Raw genomic sequence first — 17,707 nt, forward strand, 5'->3', positions numbered from 1 at the left:
TAACCGAATAGGGGAGGCGTAGGGAAACCGAGTCTTAATAGGGCGTATAGTTGCTAGGATTAGACCCGAAACCGGGCGATCTACCCATGGCCAGGTTGAAGGTTGAGTAACATCAACTGGAGGACCGAACCCACGTATGTTGAAAAATGCGGGGATGAGCTGTGGGTCGGAGTGAAAGGCTAATCAAGCCCGGAGATAGCTGGTTCTCCTCGAAAGCTATTTAGGTAGCGCCTCGTGTCTCACCATTGGGGGTAGAGCACTGTTTCGGCTAGGGGGTCATCCCGACTTACCAACCCGATGCAAACTCCGAATACCAATGAGTGCAATCACGGGAGACACACGGCGGGTGCTAACGTCCGTCGTGGAAAGGGAAACAACCCAGACCGTCAGCTAAGGTCCCAAAGTTATAGTTAAGTGGGAAACGATGTGGGAAGGTTTAGACAGCTAGGAGGTTGGCTTAGAAGCAGCCATCCTTTAAAGAAAGCGTAATAGCTCACTAGTCGAATCGGCCTGCGCGGAAGATATAACGGGGCTCAAACTATACACCGAAGCTACGGACGCATGCTTGCATGCGTGGTAGAGGAGCGTTCTGTAGGCCGTTGAAGGGAAAGCTGAGAGGCATCCTGGAGGTATCAGAAGTGCGAATGCTGACATGAGTAACGATAAGGGGAGTGAAAAGCTCCCCCGCCGGAAGACCAAGGTTTCCTATCCAATGCTAATCAGGGTAGGGTGAGTCGGCTCCTAAGGCGAGGCTGAAGAGCGTAGTCGATGGAAAGCAGGTTAATATTCCTGCACCACTCAATATTGCGAAGGAGGGACGGAGAAGGCTAGTCCAGCACGGCGTTGGTTGTCCGTGTTTAAGCGTGTAGGCTGGGAGTTTAGGTAAATCCGGACTCCCTTAAGGCTGAGGCGTGATGACGAGGTCCATTAGGACTGAAGTGGTTGATGCCATGCTTCCAGGAAAATCTTCTAAGCATCAGATATTGAGTGACCGTACCCCAAACCGACACAGGTGGTCAGGTAGAGAATACCAAGGCGCTTGAGAGAACTCGGGTGAAGGAACTAGGCAAAATGGTACCGTAACTTCGGGAGAAGGTACGCCGCTGATGGTGATGGGACTTGCTCCCTAAGCTGTTGGCGGCCGAAGATACCAGGTGGCTGCGACTGTTTATTAAAAACACAGCACTGTGCAAACACGAAAGTGGACGTATACGGTGTGACGCCTGCCCGGTGCCGGAAGGTTAATTGATGGGGTTAGCTTCGGCGAAGCTCTTGATCGAAGCCCCGGTAAACGGCGGCCGTAACTATAACGGTCCTAAGGTAGCGAAATTCCTTGTCGGGTAAGTTCCGACCTGCACGAATGGCGTAACGACGGCCACACTGTCTCCACCCGAGACTCAGTGAAATTGAAATCGCTGTTAAGATGCAGTGTATCCGCGGCTAGACGGAAAGACCCCGTGAACCTTTACTATAGCTTCACAGTGAACTTTGAACCTATTTGTGTAGGATAGGTGGGAGGCTTTGAAGCGGTGACGCCAGTCATCGTGGAGCCAAACTTGAAATACCACCCTGGTATGTTTGAGGTTCTAACTCAGGTCCGTAATCCGGATCGAGGACACTGTGTGGTGGGTAGTTTGACTGGGGCGGTCTCCTCCCAAAGAGTAACGGAGGAGCACGAAGGTATGCTAATCATGGTCGGAAATCATGAGGTTAGTGCAATGGCATAAGCATGCTTAACTGCGAGACAGACACGTCGAGCAGATACGAAAGTAGGTCATAGTGATCCGGTGGTTCTGAATGGAAGGGCCATCGCTCAACGGATAAAAGGTACTCCGGGGATAACAGGCTGATACCGCCCAAGAGTTCACATCGACGGCGGTGTTTGGCACCTCGATGTCGGCTCATCACATCCTGGGGCTGAAGCCGGTCCCAAGGGTATGGCTGTTCGCCATTTAAAGTGGTACGCGAGCTGGGTTTAGAACGTCGTGAGACAGTTCGGTCCCTATCTGCCGTGGACGTTTGAGATTTGAGAAGAGTTGCTCCTAGTACGAGAGGACCGGAGTGAACGAACCTCTGGTGTTCCGGTTGTCACGCCAGTGGCATTGCCGGGTAGCTACGTTCGGACAGGATAACCGCTGAAAGCATCTAAGCGGGAAGCCCCCTTCAAGATGAGATCTCACAGGACTTTAAGTCCCTAAAGAGCCGTTCAAGACTAGGACGTTGATAGGTTGGGTGTGTAAGCACGGTAACGTGTTGAGCTAACCAATACTAATTGCTCGTGAGGCTTGACCATATAACGCCAAAAGCGTTGTACAAGCTAATGGAATCGTATGCAAATGCGGTGACATGAAGTACAAACAATTAAGTTTACGATAGAAGTACGACGGGTAAGCCCTCGGTAAACACATTGTGTATCACCTAAACGAAGACATATCACAAATTCAAGGATGCTGATCGAAAGATTATCATTCAACTTTTTTTGCTTGGCGACCATAGCGAGATGGAACCACCTGACCCCATTCCGAACTCAGAAGTGAAACGTTTTAGCGCCGATGGTAGTGTGGGGTTTCCCCATGTGAGAGTAGGTCATCGCCAAGCACCTCATTCAGTACTAAAAAACCCCTAGCCCAAAAAGCTAGGGGTTTTTTATTGGGCGTAAGAAAGGCAAAAAGAGGCAGAAAGAGGCAAATTATACCTCTACCTTGTTGATACGCTTTTCACGTTCACCTGAGCGTGACCATCTAGAAGTGTGATCTTTAAATTTTGTTCAGCTTCAATTTGCGATACTTTAGTAATCACCTGTGCCTGCATGTTTTGCGTCACACTATACCCTCGAGATAAGGTGTGCAAAGGGCTCAATTGGTTTAGTTGGGCAGCCAGTGCCATAAACCTTTGTGTGCGCCTTTGAAGCCCAACACTCTGACTTGTCTCTAATCTACGTGTAAGCTGTGTTACATTTTTTATATGTGCGCCAATAGTGTTATCAGGCCTGAGATTAATAAGTTTGTTTTGTTGTTGATTAAATATCGCCCTTTTACCATGTAGTTGCTTTAGCGAGGCTTGTTCTAAGCGAACTTGTAAGTGATCCAAACGCTGGCTTTGGTCATTAAGTTTTTGTCCAGGGTGTTTGAGTAATCCTCGCACGCGGGACAAGTTAAGTTTCTGGTGTTGCAGGTGCTTGTGCCAGAGTTGTTTTAGTTGACGTTCTATTTGCTGTATTTGATGTATAAGATCTGCTTGGTCTTTGCTCACTAGTTCTGCGGCAGCGGAGGGCGTAGGCATTCGGCAATCTGCTACAAAGTCTGCGATAGTGAAATCTGTCTCGTGGCCCACAGCGCTCACCGTAGGTATACGGCTTGAGTAGATAGTGCGAGCTAGGTGCTCATCGTTATAGCTCCAGAGGTCTTCTATAGATCCCCCTCCTCGGGTGAGAACGATGACGTCATGCTGTCCCATTAGATTGCATAGCTCTATTGCTTTAGCGCTTTGCGAAGCAGCGTTTTGGCCCTGTACGGTTACTGGAACTAAATCTACAGCTAAGCTTGGCATGCGTTGCTGCAATATTTTCAAAAAGTCATGGATTGCCGCGCCATTTTCGGAAGTAATTACTGCAATGCGCTGACAATGAGATGGTATAGATCTTTTATGTTGTTCATCAAAAAGGCCTTCATCAAGAAGCTTTTGCTTTAAGGCTAAAAATGCCTGTTGCAAATTACCACTGCCAGCCAGTTGCATTTGTTCGCCAATAAGTTGGTAATCGCCTCTGTCTGGGTAAAGACTGACTTTGGCTTTAAAGTGTATTAAGTCTCCCTCTTTGGGTTCGAATGAGCAGTATAAATTTCTATTGCGAAACATAGCGCAACTTACTTGGCCATCCATATCCTTTAAGCGGAAATACCAGTGTCCAGAGCGAGCTTTGGTTAATCCAGAAATCTCACCACTGACAGTAATAATGCCAAAACGCGTTTCAAGTAAGTTCCTAGCTGCGTGGTTAAGTTCACTGACTTGCCAAATACGGGGGCTTTCCATTATTACTTCGTCCAAGTGTCAAAAATTCAAACTAAATCATACACTAAAAAATTGTAGAAAAGAGTGGTTAAATTGGAAGCTTATAGTGGTCAAAAGGGCCTGTATTCCGGTATAATATGGCGTTTCCTTTATCCATCCAAAAGGACGCATTCATGCTACGACTTGCCGAAGATTCGCTCACATTTGATGACGTACTCTTAGTACCTGGTTACTCGGAGGTGCTGCCTAACGAAGTAACGCTGCAAACCCGCATTGCACGTGATCTACCACTAAATATCCCCCTTGCATCTGCTGCTATGGACACTGTCACTGAGGCACGTCTTGCTATTGCCATGGCCCAAGAAGGCGGTATTGGTATTGTTCACAAAAACTTAACCATTACCGAGCAAGCTGAGCAGGTTCGTCGCGTTAAAAAGCATGAAAGCGGCGTTGTTCAAGACCCAGTCACCTGTTCATCTAATATGACTGTGGGTGATCTTCAGCGCTTAGCTGCTAAGACTGGATTTTCTGGTTTTCCTGTAGTGGATGACGGCCTACTAGTTGGTATTGTAACGAGTCGTGATATGCGCTTTGAAAATCACGTTGATGCCCGTGTTGATACCATCATGACCACTAAAGAAAACTTGGTGACTGTAAAGCCAGGGGTAGATCAAGATACGGTTCGTAACTTGCTTCGCAAGCACCGCATTGAGCGCGTGCTGGTAGTGGGCGATGACTTTACATTACAAGGCATGATGACTGTTAAAGACATGTACCGTGCCAAAGCTTACCCTAACGCCTGTAAAGATGCCCAGGGCAGCTTGCGTGTAGGTGCTGCTGTTGGCACTGGCCCTGAAACTCAGGAACGTGTTGCTGCATTATCTAATGCTGGAGTGGATCTTATTGTTGTAGATACGGCCCACGGACATTCTGCTGGCGTGATTGAACGAGTTCGTTGGGTTAAGGCTAACTTCCCTCATATACAAGTAGTGGGCGGCAATATTGCTACAGCTGCGGCTGCTGAAGCCTTGGCAGATGCTGGTGCAGACGGCGTCAAAGTAGGCATTGGACCTGGCTCAATTTGTACTACGCGTATCGTGGCGGGCATTGGTGTTCCACAAATTACTGCAGTTGCTAACGTTGCTGCTGTAATGACGCCAAGAGGTATTCCTGTAATAGCAGATGGCGGCGTACGTTATTCTGGCGATTTGGCAAAAGCCATAGCAGCAGGAGCAAGTGTAGTGATGGCGGGAAGTTTTCTAGCTGGCACTGATGAGGCACCAGGTGAGGTAGAGTTGTTCCAAGGTCGTGCTTATAAGGCATACCGCGGCATGGGTTCTATTGGCGCGATGGGTCAAACCCAAGGCTCTAGTGATCGTTATTTCCAAAGCACAGACGCAGGTGTAGAGAAACTTGTACCTGAAGGAATTGAGGGGCGTGTAGCTTGTAAGGGCCCAATGGCAGCAATTGTTCATCAAATGATGGGTGGTCTGCGAGCTAGTATGGGTTATACAGGTTGTGCTGACATGGAACAAATGCGCACTATCCCTACGTTCACCCGTATTACCAGTGCGGGCATGAGCGAAAGCCATGTACATGACGTTACCATAACCAAAGAAGCACCAAACTACCGAGTTAAGTAATTCACACTTAACTATTAGGTTACTAGTTTAATTAATTTGGTTGCAGCTTGTTATAAAAGCGACAACCCACTCACGGAGTTACACATGATGCAGGATATCCACGCACAACGGATTCTCATCTTGGATTTTGGTTCACAATATACGCAGCTCATAGCACGTCGAGTGCGAGAGATTGGCGTTTACTGCGAAATTCGCGCTTATGACATTACCGAAGAAAAAATCCGTGAGTTTGCACCTAAAGGAATTATTCTTGCAGGCGGTCCAGAATCTGTTACTGAAGTAGGCAGCCCTCGTGCGCCAGAAGTTGTTTTCAATATGGATGTTCCCGTATTGGGTATTTGTTACGGCATGCAAACGATGGCTGAGCAGCTAGGCGGCAAGGTGAGTGCCTCTAACGAACGCGAGTTTGGTTATGCTGGTGTGCAAGTTGAAACAGCAGGCGCCTTATTAAAAGACATTCATGATGAAATTGAGGCTGAAAAATGTAGCCTTAATGTATGGATGAGCCATGGTGACAAAGTTACACTGATGCCTGATGGGTTTACTTGCATGGCTTCTACAGACAGTGCACCTATTGCTGGTATGAGTAATGAAGCTAAGCGTTTATATGGTTTGCAATTTCATCCAGAAGTCACACATACCAAACAAGGTGGCGCTATTTTAGAACGCTTTGTAAATGATATCTGTGGCTGTGAAGGCTTATGGACTGCTAGCAATATCATTGATGACGCCATTGCTACTGTGCGTGAAAAAGTAGGAACAGATACTGTATTACTTGGCCTTTCTGGTGGTGTCGACTCTTCTGTTGTAGCTGCTTTATTACATAAAGCCATTGGCGATCAGCTAGTGTGTGTATTTGTAGATAACGGCTTACTTCGTCTCAATGAAGGCGATCAAGTGATGAAGATGTTCGCTGACAATATGGGCGTGCGCGTTATTCGTGCAAACGCTCAAGAGTTGTTTTTAGACAATCTTAAAGGCGTCACAGACCCAGAAGCAAAGCGTAAAGTTATTGGTAATACATTTATCGATATCTTTGATGTTGAAGCAACTAAAATTACCAACGTTAAGTGGCTGGCCCAAGGCACCATTTACCCAGACGTTATAGAGTCTGCAGCCGGAGCCACAGGCAAAGCTCATGTTATTAAATCCCATCATAATGTAGGTGGCTTGCCAGATGACATGGCTTTTGAGCTAGTTGAGCCATTGCGCGAATTATTTAAAGACGAAGTGCGCAAGGTTGGCCTAGAGTTAGGCTTGCCTTATGACATGGTTTACCGTCACCCATTTCCAGGTCCAGGCCTTGGTGTGCGCATATTAGGTGAAGTAAAAGAAGAATATGCTGATCTACTGCGTTTGGCAGATGCCATCTTTATGGAAGAACTGCATGCGTCTGGCTGGTACCATAAAACTAGCCAAGCTTTTGTGGTCTTCCTGCCGGTTAAGTCAGTAGGTGTGGTAGGTGATGCACGTCGTTATGAGTGGGTTGTGAGTCTAAGAGCTGTGGAAACAATCGACTTTATGACCGCACGTTGGGCTCATTTACCTTACGAACTATTAGAAAAAGTTTCTGGCAGAATTATTAACGAGATTTCAGGCATTTCACGTGTTGCCTATGATGTTTCTAGTAAGCCACCAGCCACTATAGAGTGGGAATAGCGGGCTAGACACACCTAGAGCAGTTAAAGTTACTTAGAGAAACTAAGCCATGCAGGCTAACACCCATACCGACACTGATGCAGATCAACAATTCATGGCCCAGGCCATGGGTTTGGCGATGCAAGCTGCTGACATCGGTGAAGTGCCTGTAGGGGCTTTGGTGGTAGTTGATGGCAAAGTCATAGGCCAAGGATATAACCAAACCATTAGTGGCCACGATCCATGCGCCCATGCTGAAATAATAGCTTTGCGACAAGCTGCAAAAGCCATAGGTAATTACCGCCTTAGTGGGTGTGAACTTTATGTCACACTAGAGCCATGTACCATGTGTGTTGGTGCCATTATTCATGCGCGTATTAAACGCTTAATTTATGCTGCTACCGAGCCTAAAGCAGGCGCTGTGGTTAGCCAATTACAATTATTTTCCAAGACCCATTATAATCATCTAGTACAGGTTGAATCAGGCGTTATGGCGGATCAATCTAGTGCTATGTTAAGTCATTTTTTTAAACAACGGCGTTTGTCCCACAAAGCTAAAAAAACTGCTGTTGCTGATTCTACTTCCGTCCCCAATTTCAATATAGACCAACCCATAGATGCAGTTCTCTAGAGGCCTACCATGTTAACTCTTCGCGGCGCACCTGCCTTATCCAATTTCAGAAACCAAAGCCAACTTTCACGTTTGCAAGAAGCACTACCTAGTATTGAGGGTGTCTACGCCGAATTTGTACATTTTGTTTTGGTAGACGGCAAGCTAGCTTTGGCAGATGCAGATAAGCTTGATAAAGTGCTACGTTATGGCCCTAATGTGGCCGTGCAGGAGATGAGCGATAACCTAGTGTTGGTAATCCCTCGTATTGGCACTATTTCACCTTGGTCTAGTAAAGCTACAGACATAGCCCATAACTGTGGCTTACAGCAGGTTAAGCGTATTGAGCGCGGCACTGCTTTCTACCTAGCTACTAATACACCTTTAACACCTCAAGAATATGAAATAGCTGCAGCACTGCTTCATGATCGCATGGTAGAGCAGACGTTAACTTCTCTAGATCAGGCACAAGGTTTGTTTGTGCAAACACAACCTGCTCCGCTAGAGCGTGTGGACATTTTACAAGGTGGCCGTGCAGCACTTGTTAGCGCCAATATTAGCCTGGGGATGGCTTTAGCTGATGATGAAATAGACTATTTAGTGGATGCTTTTGCTGATCTGGGACGCAATCCAACTGATGTGGAGCTGATGATGTTTGCGCAAGCAAACTCAGAGCATTGTCGTCATAAAATATTCAACGCAAGTTGGTCGATTGACGGCGAAGATCAAACCTTGTCATTATTTAAAATGATTAAAAACACTAACGAGCTCAATGGGCAAGGCGTATTATCTGCCTATATAGACAACGCTTCAGTAATTGAAGGGCATAAAGCGGGACGCTTTTTTCCAGAGCCACAAGGCACAGACAACCCTCAGCAATATGCTTATCATGAAGAAGATATCCATATTTTAATGAAAGTAGAAACTCACAACCACCCCACTGCTATTGCTCCTTTTGCAGGTGCAGCTACAGGCTCTGGCGGAGAGATTCGCGATGAAGGTGCAACAGGTAAAGGCTCTAAGCCAAAGGCAGGTCTAACAGGTTATAGCGTATCTAATTTGCGCATTCCAGGCTTTGAGCAAGCGTGGGAGGTAGATTATGGAAAACCCGCTCGCATTGTTTCTGCCTTAGATATTATGTTGGAAGGCCCTATTGGCGGCGCATCCTTTAATAATGAATTTGGACGCCCTGCAATTAACGGATATTTTCGAACCTACGAAGCACTAGTTGCCGGAGTCAATGGCGATGAAGTTCGTGGATACCATAAGCCTATTATGATCGCAGGCGGTATGGGTAATATTCGTGCAGATCATGTAGAAAAGGGCGAAGTAGGCGTTGGTGATAAGCTCATCTGTTTAGGCGGGCCTGCCATGCAAATTGGTTTGGGTGGCGGTGCTGCATCTTCTATGGACTCTGGTGCCAGTGCTGAAAACTTAGATTTTGCATCTGTTCAGCGGGATAACCCTGAACTAGAGCGCCGCTGCCAGGAAGTGATCGATCGTTGTTGGCAGATGGGCGATAACAACCCTATTAGCTTTATTCACGACGTGGGGGCAGGCGGCTTATCAAACGCCTTTCCTGAGTTAGTTAAAGACGGTGGCCGTGGTGGTGCATTTAATATCCGTAATATTAACAATGACGAACCTGGTATGTCGCCACTTGCTATTTGGTGTAACGAAGCTCAAGAGCGATATGTACTGGCAGTGCCTCCAGAAAATATGGCCACGTTTGAAGCACTTTGTGCGCGCGAGCGTTGCCCTTATGCCATTGTAGGTGAAGCAACCCAAGAACATCATTTAACCTTGGGAGACACTCTTTTTGATGAGCAGCCAGTTGACCTGCCCATGTCAGTATTATTTGGCAAGCCGCCTAAAATGCATCGTGACGTTAAGCGTCAAAAGGTAGCATTGCCAGCGCTGGACTTAACAAATGTTGAATTAGCTGAAGCAGCAAAGCGGGTGTTAAATTTGCCGACAGTTGCCAGCAAAGGTTTTCTAATCACCATAGGTGATCGATCAATAACTGGCATGGTAGCACGCGAACAAATGGTAGGGCCTTGGCAAGTGCCTGTGGCTAACTGTGCAGTCACTACATCTGGCTTAGACTCTACTACTGGAGAAGCAATGGCGATGGGTGAGCGTACACCATTGGCATTAATAGATGGGCCAGCATCTGGACGCATGGCTATTGGTGAAACCATTACCAACATGGCATGTGCTCAAATAGATCAAATAAGTGACATTCGTTTGTCTGCCAATTGGATGTCTCCAGCGGGCTATGCAGGCGATGATGCTACTTTATATGACACAGTAAAAGCTGTAGGCATGGAGCTGTGCCCAGCTCTTGGTATCTCTATCCCTGTGGGCAAAGACTCAATGTCAATGCGCACTGTATGGAAAGATGGTGATGTAGATAAGAGCGTAACCTCTCCGGTTTCTCTTGTAATTACAGGCTTTGCTCCAGTGTCTGACGTGCGTAAAACACTAACACCACAACTAGTAACAGATGCAGGTGACACTGTGCTTATTTTGGTAGATTTAGGTAACGGCCAAAATCGTTTAGGTGGCTCATGCCTAGCTCAGGTGTTTAGCCAGTTAGGTGACACTACTCCAGATGTAGATGATGCAGAAGATTTACTTGGCTTATTTAGTGCTGTTCAAGGCCTCAATGACGATGGCTTATTGCTAGCCTATCATGACCGTTCTGATGGAGGCTTGTATACTAGCCTAGTAGAAATGTCTGTCGCAGGCCATGTGGGCATTGATATTGAATGCGCACAAATGATCAGTGATAGTGATGACTTGCTAGCTTGGTTATTCAACGAAGAGCTTGGCGTGGTATTACAAGTTAAAGAAGCAGATAGTGCTGAAGTATTACGCCAACTAAGCTCATGTGGTCTTGCTGAGCAAAGCCGAGTAATCGGCCAGCTTAATGATGACGACCAAGTGCGTTTCACCTTAGAAGGTGAAGAGGTTTTAGTGGACTCTAGAACACAGCTTCATCGTGCCTGGGCGCAAACCAGCTATCGTCTTCAGGCAATGCGAGACAACGCAGACTGTGCGCAACAAGAATACGATGCACTGCTTGATGACAAAAATCCAGGGCTTAACTCATTATTGACTTATAACACTGATGAAGATATTGCAGCCGATTTGATCGCAAGTAACATCCGTCCACGTATCGCCATACTTAGAGAGCAAGGTGTGAACGGGCAGCTAGAAATGGCAGCAGCGTTTGTTAAAGCTGGCTTTGATTGTGTGGATGTTCACATGAGCGATATTTTAGAAGGGCGTCGTGCCTTGAGTGAATTTAAAGGACTCATCGCTTGTGGTGGCTTTTCTTATGGAGACGTTTTAGGAGCCGGTGAAGGCTGGGCTAAGTCGATCTTATTTAACCCTCTAGCACGACAAGAGTTTAGTCAGTTTTTCCAACGTGAAGACAGCTTTGCACTAGGTGTGTGTAATGGATGCCAAATGTTATCCAACCTACATGAATTAATACCTGGCAGTGATCATTGGCCACATTTTGTGCGTAACCAATCAGAGCAGTTTGAAGGCAGAACTGCACTGGTTCAGGTGCAAGAAAGCGACTCTATTTTCCTACAAGGCATGGCTGGTTCACACATGCCAATCGCCATTGCCCATGGTGAAGGCCATGCAGAGTTTGCCAGTGATCAACAACGCCAAGCTTGTGAAGCCAAAGTCGCTCTTAGATTTGTAGATGGGCATGGACAGGTGACTCAAAGCTACCCAGCCAACCCCAACGGTTCGATCAACGGCATTACAGGTTTAACTGCGGCTAATGGGCGTGTGACCATTATGATGCCACATCCAGAGCGGGTCTATCGCAGCTGCACCAACTCATGGGTAGACAGTGCTTGGGGTGAGGATGGGCCTTGGATGAGGATGTTCCGTAATGCCCGTGTATGGGTAGGTTAGAGCTGTAAAATAGAGACATTATCATGGCATTGCAATTTGAAATTATTCCAGTAACACCGTTTCAGCAAAACTGTAGCTTAGTGTGGTGTGATGAAACCATGGAAGCCGCTTTTGTTGACCCAGGTGGTGAGTTACCGCGTTTATTAGATCACGTGGCTGCTCGTGGAGTAGTGCTTAAACAAATTTTGTTGACCCATGCTCATATCGACCATGCAGGAGCAGCAGGGCAGTTATCAGAAGATAAAGACCTGCCTATTATTGGACCCCATGAAGGGGATCAGTTTTGGATAGATGGTCTGGCTGATCAAAGTCGCATGTTTCAGTTTCCAGAAGCAAAAACATTTGTTCCCACACGTTGGTTACATCAAGATGATCAAGTATCTGTGGGCCATGAAACTTTAGATGTATTGCATTGCCCAGGACATACTCCAGGTCATGTGGTATTTCATCACCAAAGCCAAGGTTTGTTGTTTGTGGGCGATGTGTTGTTTCAAGGCTCTATCGGGCGCACAGACTTTCCTCAAGGTGATCATGCAACGCTGATTAATGCCATCAAAACCAAATTATTGGTATTAGAGGATCATGTGGAGTTTGTTCCTGGTCATGGGCCAATGTCTACCATTGGCATGGAGCGCAGAACTAATCCTCACTTACAAGGATAAAAGGGCATTGTAGGTGGTGTGAAAGTGCCATATTGGTTTTAGAAATCGATATGGTGAAGCTGCATTGCTCCATTTTTTCTATCTTCAAAAAAACGCTGTAATGTTTGCGTCACAGTGCCAAATGCCATGTCATCCCAAGGAATATTAGCTTCCTCAAACAGCTCTACTTCTAGGCTTTCTAAGCCAGAGCCATACTGTGCAGATGTCATTTTTGCTAAATAAAAGAGATGTACCTGGTTGTAGTTTGCTAAATTACACACACTGAACAACTCATTGAGCTGCGGTGAGGCATACGCTTCTTCATAGGTTTCTCTAAGCGCTGCTTCTTGTGTGGTTTCGCCATTTTCCATAAACCCCGCAGGCAATGTCCAATAGCCTTTGCGAGGCTCTATGGCCCGTTTACATAGCAGCACTTTATCGCCAAAAGTAGGAAGGCAGCCAGCTATAATGCGTGGGTTTTCGTAAAAAATAAATTCACATGAGCTGCACACGTAGCGATGTCGATTGTCGCCTTGGGGTACAATAAAGCTCACAAGAGCACTACAATGGCTGCAATGTTTCATGGTTTTTGTAGATCTCATACTAAAGAAGTTGGTTTATTGTAAGATAAACCTTCGACAGTAGAAACAAAGAATTGTAGATTCAAGCCAATGCGTCAGTTTATTACCCAAAAATTAGCCCAACAAACGCCTAGAATACTCACGGCAAAGTCACAAATATCAGCTGCAGTGTTGGTGGCGATCACGGACGATCATGACAATCCAGAAGTCATTTTAACGCGCAGAGCCAAACATATGCCCACTCACAAAGGGCAAATTGCTTTTCCAGGAGGCAAGGCAGAGGATGACGATAAAAGTTTGATTGCTACCGCTTTAAGAGAAGCTAGTGAAGAAGTTGCGCTTAGGCCAGAGTCAGTTGTGGTGGTTGGTCAGATGGGACAAGTGTTGTCCAGACAAGGCTTTGTAGTGACTCCAGTTGTGGGTGTGGTGCCCGCTGGCATAGTTAGTGAGCTAATACCTAATCTAGGTGAGCTGGATCGTATATTCACAGTGCCACTTAAGTTTTTAATAGACGGCCCAAGGGTAATGGACGCCTTACCTCTGGCAAAAGGGGTGAATCAGGTGCCTAGCTTTTATTATGATGACTATAGAATTTGGGGTATGACTGCTTTTATTCTAGCTGAATTTGTCAATTTGGTTTACGATGCGCGCATTGACCTATATTCAAAGCCAAAGGATGATTAACAGTGTCCAATAAAACCATAGCCTCACCCTGCGTTAACGTATGCTACCTAGACGAAAATGATATATGTCAGGGCTGTTATCGCTCTGGGGCAGAAATCACTGCATGGATGCGACTAGACAATGATGGACGAAAGCAGGTGCTAACCAAGGTGGCAGAGCGTGAATTAGCTAGTCCATTTGTCACTAGAGTAAAGCTTTAATGTACTTCGTCTACAGAAAGTTGAATTCTGCGTAAACGCACAGTTTTAATGAAATTATCCCTTATTTGTAAGGTTTCCAAATGATATTCACCCATTTTCAAACATACATTAAACTGAGGGATTTCTTCTAAGGTTTCTGTCATTAAACCATTGAGTGTTTTTGGCCCATCAATGGGCAAACTCCATGCCAGCGCTTTGTTAATGTCACGCACCGTAGTGGTGCCATCAATAAAGAAAGAACCGTCTTCTTGTGGGTGTATGTCCTCGTTCTCATGGTCTTGTTCTTCGGCCATATCACCAACAATTTCTTCTAAAATATCTTCCAAAGTTGTTAGGCCCTGAATATCCCCATATTCATCCACTACTAATGCCATCCAGTGCTTACGCTTTTGAAAATTTAGAAGCTGAGTGTTTAAGGGCGTGCTTTCAGGCACAAAGTAAGGCTCCCTAGTAAGGGCTAAAAACTCTTCCTTAGTTGGGTTTTTAGCATGTATCAGAGGCAAGATTTGCCTCACATGAACAATGCCCACTACATTATTTAGCTCTTCTTGGTACAAAGGTATTCGTGTATGCGGGCTTTGACTAATAGTATTTAAAATAGTGTGAATATCTTCATCGACGTCAATGCCGACAATCTCATTACGAGGGATCATAATGTCTTCTACAGTGACTGTATCTAGGTCTAAAATACTCAGTAACATAGATTGATTACGACGAGGAATAAGTGCGCCTGCTTCGTGCACTATCGTGCGTAGTTCTTCAGAGCTTAAGTGATCACTTACTTTTGCGGCAGCATTGAACCCAAGTATGCGCAACAAGCCATTACAAATGGTGTTCACTACCCATACAAATGGATACAGTATTTTAAGCAACGGAGACAGTATAAATGAAGCCGGAAAAGCCACTTGCTCTGGCTTAATAGCAGCCACTGTTTTTGGTGTCACTTCTGCAAAAATGAGTATGACCATCGTCAGCACAGCTGTAGCTACAGCAACACCCGCATCGCCCATCGTGCGCAACGCAATCATAGTGGCAATAGCAGACGCTAATATGTTTACAAAATTGTTGCCAATAAGAATAACGCCAATAAGACGATCGGGGCTATCTAACAGTTTACTAGCGCGCATGGCACCGCGGTGTTTTTGTTTCACTAGGTGGCGCAGGCGATAGCGATTTAAAGACATCATGCCAGTTTCTGCGCTAGAGAAAAATGCAGATAATAAAATAAGAAATGCCAAGCTAGTAAATAAATAGCTTAAAGGAATGTCGCTCAAGGCGGATGTAACCTCATGTAAGTTATGGGCCTCAATTCTTATGCTTGAGGGGCCCCCTGTCAAGTCTTGTGAGGCTTATAACAGCACTTCTAGAACTAATTTAGTGCCAAAAAAGGCCACAACAAGGGTGGCAAAACCCCATAAAGTCCACCGAATAGCCGTGCGGCCGCGCCAGCCCAAACGGTAATGGCCTAATAAAAGAATAGAAAAAATAACCCAAGCCACCAAACTTAAGATGGTTTTATGAACAACATGTTGAGCCCATAGATCATCTAAAAATAAGAATCCAGTGAGTAATGCGATGCTCAATAAAATTTGCCCAGCAGCAAGCACATCAAATAAAAGACTTTCCATGGTTTGAAGAGGCGGCAAGTTTGCCACCAAGGCAGATGAACCATGATTTTTTAAGTACCGGTTTTGGTAAATAAGTAATACAGCCTGACATGCTGCAACGGCAAACAGTGCGTAACTCAAAATAGATGTGATGATATGTAGTAAAATGCCAGAAGAAAAGTGTCGACCTTCAACGCTGGACACGCTAACGATGTCTACCGCTATGGCTAAAGCTGCAATCGGTGCAGTAAATACCAAAAGGCTAGACACGGGTTTGCGTAAACTACTGATCATAATGATGCCAATAACAGCCCATGCAGTTAAAGACAGGGCAGCACCTATGTCCAACAAAAGGCCTGCTTTAGTAAATAAATGAAGGTATAAATACAAACCTTGCAGTACCCATGCAACTAAGCCAAGCGTGTATGCACTTTTTAATACTGGCACAGATGTGGGATTATTTTGAGTCCAAGCGCTCAGAATGTAGAAAAGTATTGCGCTAAGGCCAATTATTAACGAGATCATGGAAGTCTTTTGTTTGGGATGTGTCACCCATCATAATCAAGCTTTGCAGCTGTGCCTAGACTTGATGTTAAAAAAATCTAAAACTAAGCGCCAAAATGAGTCAGCGAGGGTATACTAGGTGCCATAATTTGGGGTAATACAGAGACTTTTATGTTTGATAATCTAACTGACCGCTTAGGCAAAACGTTACAGCACATCCGTGGGCAAGCACGCCTGACTGAAGACAATGTTAAAGGTACCTTGCGTGAAGTGCGCATGGCTTTATTAGAAGCCGACGTTGCCTTGCCTGTGGTTAAGTCGTTTATTGAACAAGTAAAAACTCGTGCCGTAGGTACAGAAGTTAGCCGTAGCCTAAGCCCAGGCCAAGTGTTTGTAAAAATCGTCCAGCAAGAGCTGGAATCTATCATGGGCAGCGCCAATGAAGACCTTAACTTGGCCGTGCAACCCCCCGCAGTTATTCTTATGGCGGGCCTTCAGGGTGCAGGTAAAACCACTTCAGCTGCTAAATTAGCCAAATTTTTAATCGAAAAGAAGAAAAAATCCGTCATGCTGGTGAGCGTTGACGTTTATCGTCCAGCAGCCATTAAACAGTTACAGATGCTCAGCGAAGAAGTGGGTGCCCACTTCTTTCCTAGCACGGTTATGGAACAGCCGGTTGATATTGCCGAAAAGGCCATTAGCCATGCGCGCCAACAGCATTATGATGTAGTTATTGTGGATACTGCAGGTCGGCTAGCAGTAGATACACAAATGATGGCTGAAATTAAAGCTTTGCATGCAAGGGTAGAGCCTGTTGAGACACTCTTTGTAGTGGATGCCATGACAGGCCAAGATGCTGCTGTTACAGCCAAAGCTTTTAATGAAGCATTGCCTTTAACAGGTGTTGTGTTAAGTAAAACTGATGGTGATTCTCGTGGAGGTGCAGCCCTATCTGTGCGCCATATTACGGGTAAACCGATTAAGTTTTTAGGTGTTGGTGAAAAGGTTGATGCGTTAGAACCATTTCATCCAGATCGAGTGGCATCGCGTATTTTGGGCATGGGTGATGTACTTTCCCTGATCGAAGAAGTAGAGCAAAAAGTTGATAAAGTTAAAGCTGAAAAACTTGCTAAGAAAATCAAAAAAGGTAAGGGTTTTGATTTAGAAGACTTTCGTGACCAACTTCAGCAAATGAAAAACATGGGTGGTATGGCCGGAATGCTGGACAAAATGCCAGGTATGGGCGGTATGGCCCAAGCGGCATCCAGTGCTGGCGCTGAAAAGAATTTTGATCAAATGGAGTCGATCATTAATTCCATGACTCCCAAAGAGCGGACGCTACCTGATACTCTCAATGGCTCGCGTAAAAGGCGTATTGCCGCAGGTTCGGGCACCCAGATTCAAGACATTAACCGCTTAATTAAGCAGCATAAGCAAATGGCCAAAATGATGAAGAAAATGTCTGGTAAAGGCGGTATGCAAAAAATGATGCGTGGGCTTCAAGGACAACTGCCACCAGGCATGGGTGGAGGCGCTGGCCCAGGAGCTATGCCTGGCGGAATGCCTCCAGGAATGCCAGGTGGCTTGCCTGGATTGGGTGGCGGTTTTCCATTTGGTAAGAAATAATACCAGCAAAGATAAGATTCAATATA

At 45.7% G+C, this 17,707-nt stretch carries 12 protein-coding genes and 2 rRNA genes (1 of these 14 only partly in view); 10 read left to right on the forward strand and 4 right to left on the reverse strand.

The genetic code is table 11. The annotated features are described in order from the left end of the window. Both ABXT42_RS02100 and rrf read left to right on the forward strand, forming a co-directional pair. A 23S ribosomal RNA gene (locus ABXT42_RS02100) occupies positions 1 to 2,293 on the forward strand (it extends 596 nt beyond the left edge of the window). A 189-nt stretch (positions 2,294 to 2,482) separates the two neighbouring features. After that, positions 2,483 to 2,598 (forward strand): 5S ribosomal RNA (rrf, locus tag ABXT42_RS02105). A 99-nt stretch (positions 2,599 to 2,697) separates the two neighbouring features. Here rrf and xseA read toward each other — a convergent pair. After that, positions 2,698 to 4,029, reverse strand: a complete 1,332-nt coding sequence (gene xseA, locus ABXT42_RS02110) for an exodeoxyribonuclease VII large subunit (RefSeq protein ID WP_443628731.1) — start codon at positions 4,027 to 4,029, stop codon at positions 2,698 to 2,700. Between the two features lie 152 nt (positions 4,030 to 4,181). On the opposite strand from xseA, the gene guaB reads away from it, so the two are divergent. The 5 genes from guaB to ABXT42_RS02135 all read left to right on the forward strand — a co-directional run bounded on the left by guaB (position 4,182) and on the right by ABXT42_RS02135 (position 12,500). Then, positions 4,182 to 5,651 (forward strand): IMP dehydrogenase, encoded by a 1,470-nt coding sequence (gene guaB, locus ABXT42_RS02115; RefSeq protein WP_443628732.1) that lies wholly within the window; start codon positions 4,182 to 4,184, stop codon positions 5,649 to 5,651. A gap of 84 nt (positions 5,652 to 5,735) precedes the next feature. Continuing rightward, positions 5,736 to 7,310: a glutamine-hydrolyzing GMP synthase gene (gene guaA / locus ABXT42_RS02120; RefSeq protein ID WP_443628733.1), complete on the forward strand. Its 1,575-nt coding sequence runs from the start codon at positions 5,736 to 5,738 to the stop codon at positions 7,308 to 7,310. 49 nt (positions 7,311 to 7,359) lie between these two features. Continuing rightward, complete coding sequence (gene tadA, locus ABXT42_RS02125; RefSeq protein WP_443628734.1) at positions 7,360 to 7,920, forward strand: tRNA adenosine(34) deaminase TadA; 561 nt, start codon at positions 7,360 to 7,362, stop codon at positions 7,918 to 7,920. Between the two features lie 9 nt (positions 7,921 to 7,929). Beyond that, positions 7,930 to 11,838, forward strand: coding sequence for a phosphoribosylformylglycinamidine synthase (gene purL / locus ABXT42_RS02130; RefSeq protein ID WP_443628735.1), 3,909 nt, complete (start codon positions 7,930 to 7,932; stop codon positions 11,836 to 11,838). 23 nt (positions 11,839 to 11,861) lie between these two features. Beyond that, positions 11,862 to 12,500 (forward strand): MBL fold metallo-hydrolase, encoded by a 639-nt coding sequence (locus ABXT42_RS02135; protein ID WP_443628736.1) that lies wholly within the window; start codon positions 11,862 to 11,864, stop codon positions 12,498 to 12,500. 38 nt (positions 12,501 to 12,538) lie between these two features. Here ABXT42_RS02135 and ABXT42_RS02140 read toward each other — a convergent pair whose 3' ends face one another. Next, positions 12,539 to 13,063 carry an NUDIX hydrolase gene (locus ABXT42_RS02140; RefSeq protein WP_443629426.1) on the reverse strand — a complete coding sequence of 175 codons (525 nt, stop codon included), beginning with the start codon at positions 13,061 to 13,063 and terminating at the stop codon, positions 12,539 to 12,541. A gap of 87 nt (positions 13,064 to 13,150) precedes the next feature. Here ABXT42_RS02140 and ABXT42_RS02145 point away from each other — a divergent pair, with 87 nt between their 5' ends. Continuing rightward, on the forward strand, positions 13,151 to 13,744 hold the full coding sequence (locus ABXT42_RS02145) for a CoA pyrophosphatase (RefSeq protein ID WP_443628737.1): 594 nt from the start codon (positions 13,151 to 13,153) through the stop codon (positions 13,742 to 13,744). Positions 13,745 to 13,746: 2 nt separating this feature from the next. After that, a complete protein-coding gene (locus ABXT42_RS02150) occupies positions 13,747 to 13,944 on the forward strand; it encodes a DUF1289 domain-containing protein (protein ID WP_443628738.1) in 198 nt (65 codons plus the stop codon). Here the strand turns inward: ABXT42_RS02150 and ABXT42_RS02155 are convergent. Both ABXT42_RS02155 and ABXT42_RS02160 read right to left on the reverse strand, forming a co-directional pair. After that, positions 13,941 to 15,218: an HlyC/CorC family transporter gene (locus tag ABXT42_RS02155; RefSeq protein ID WP_443628739.1), complete on the reverse strand. Its 1,278-nt coding sequence runs from the start codon at positions 15,216 to 15,218 to the stop codon at positions 13,941 to 13,943. The two genes, ABXT42_RS02150 and ABXT42_RS02155, sit on opposite strands and share 4 nt — an antisense overlap. A 75-nt stretch (positions 15,219 to 15,293) precedes the next feature. Then, positions 15,294 to 16,076, reverse strand: a complete 783-nt coding sequence (locus tag ABXT42_RS02160; RefSeq protein ID WP_443628740.1) for a cytochrome C assembly family protein — start codon at positions 16,074 to 16,076, stop codon at positions 15,294 to 15,296. Between the two features lie 150 nt (positions 16,077 to 16,226). Between ABXT42_RS02160 and ffh the strand changes: the two genes are divergently transcribed. Then, entirely contained in the window at positions 16,227 to 17,681 is a 1,455-nt protein-coding gene (gene ffh, locus ABXT42_RS02165; RefSeq protein WP_443628741.1) for a signal recognition particle protein, read from the forward strand. Positions 17,682 to 17,707 lie beyond the last annotated feature (26 nt).

The sequence above is a fragment of the Candidatus Njordibacter sp. Uisw_002 genome, assembly GCF_047730155.1.
Taxonomy (GTDB): Bacteria; Pseudomonadota; Gammaproteobacteria; order Pseudomonadales; family Balneatricaceae; genus Njordibacter.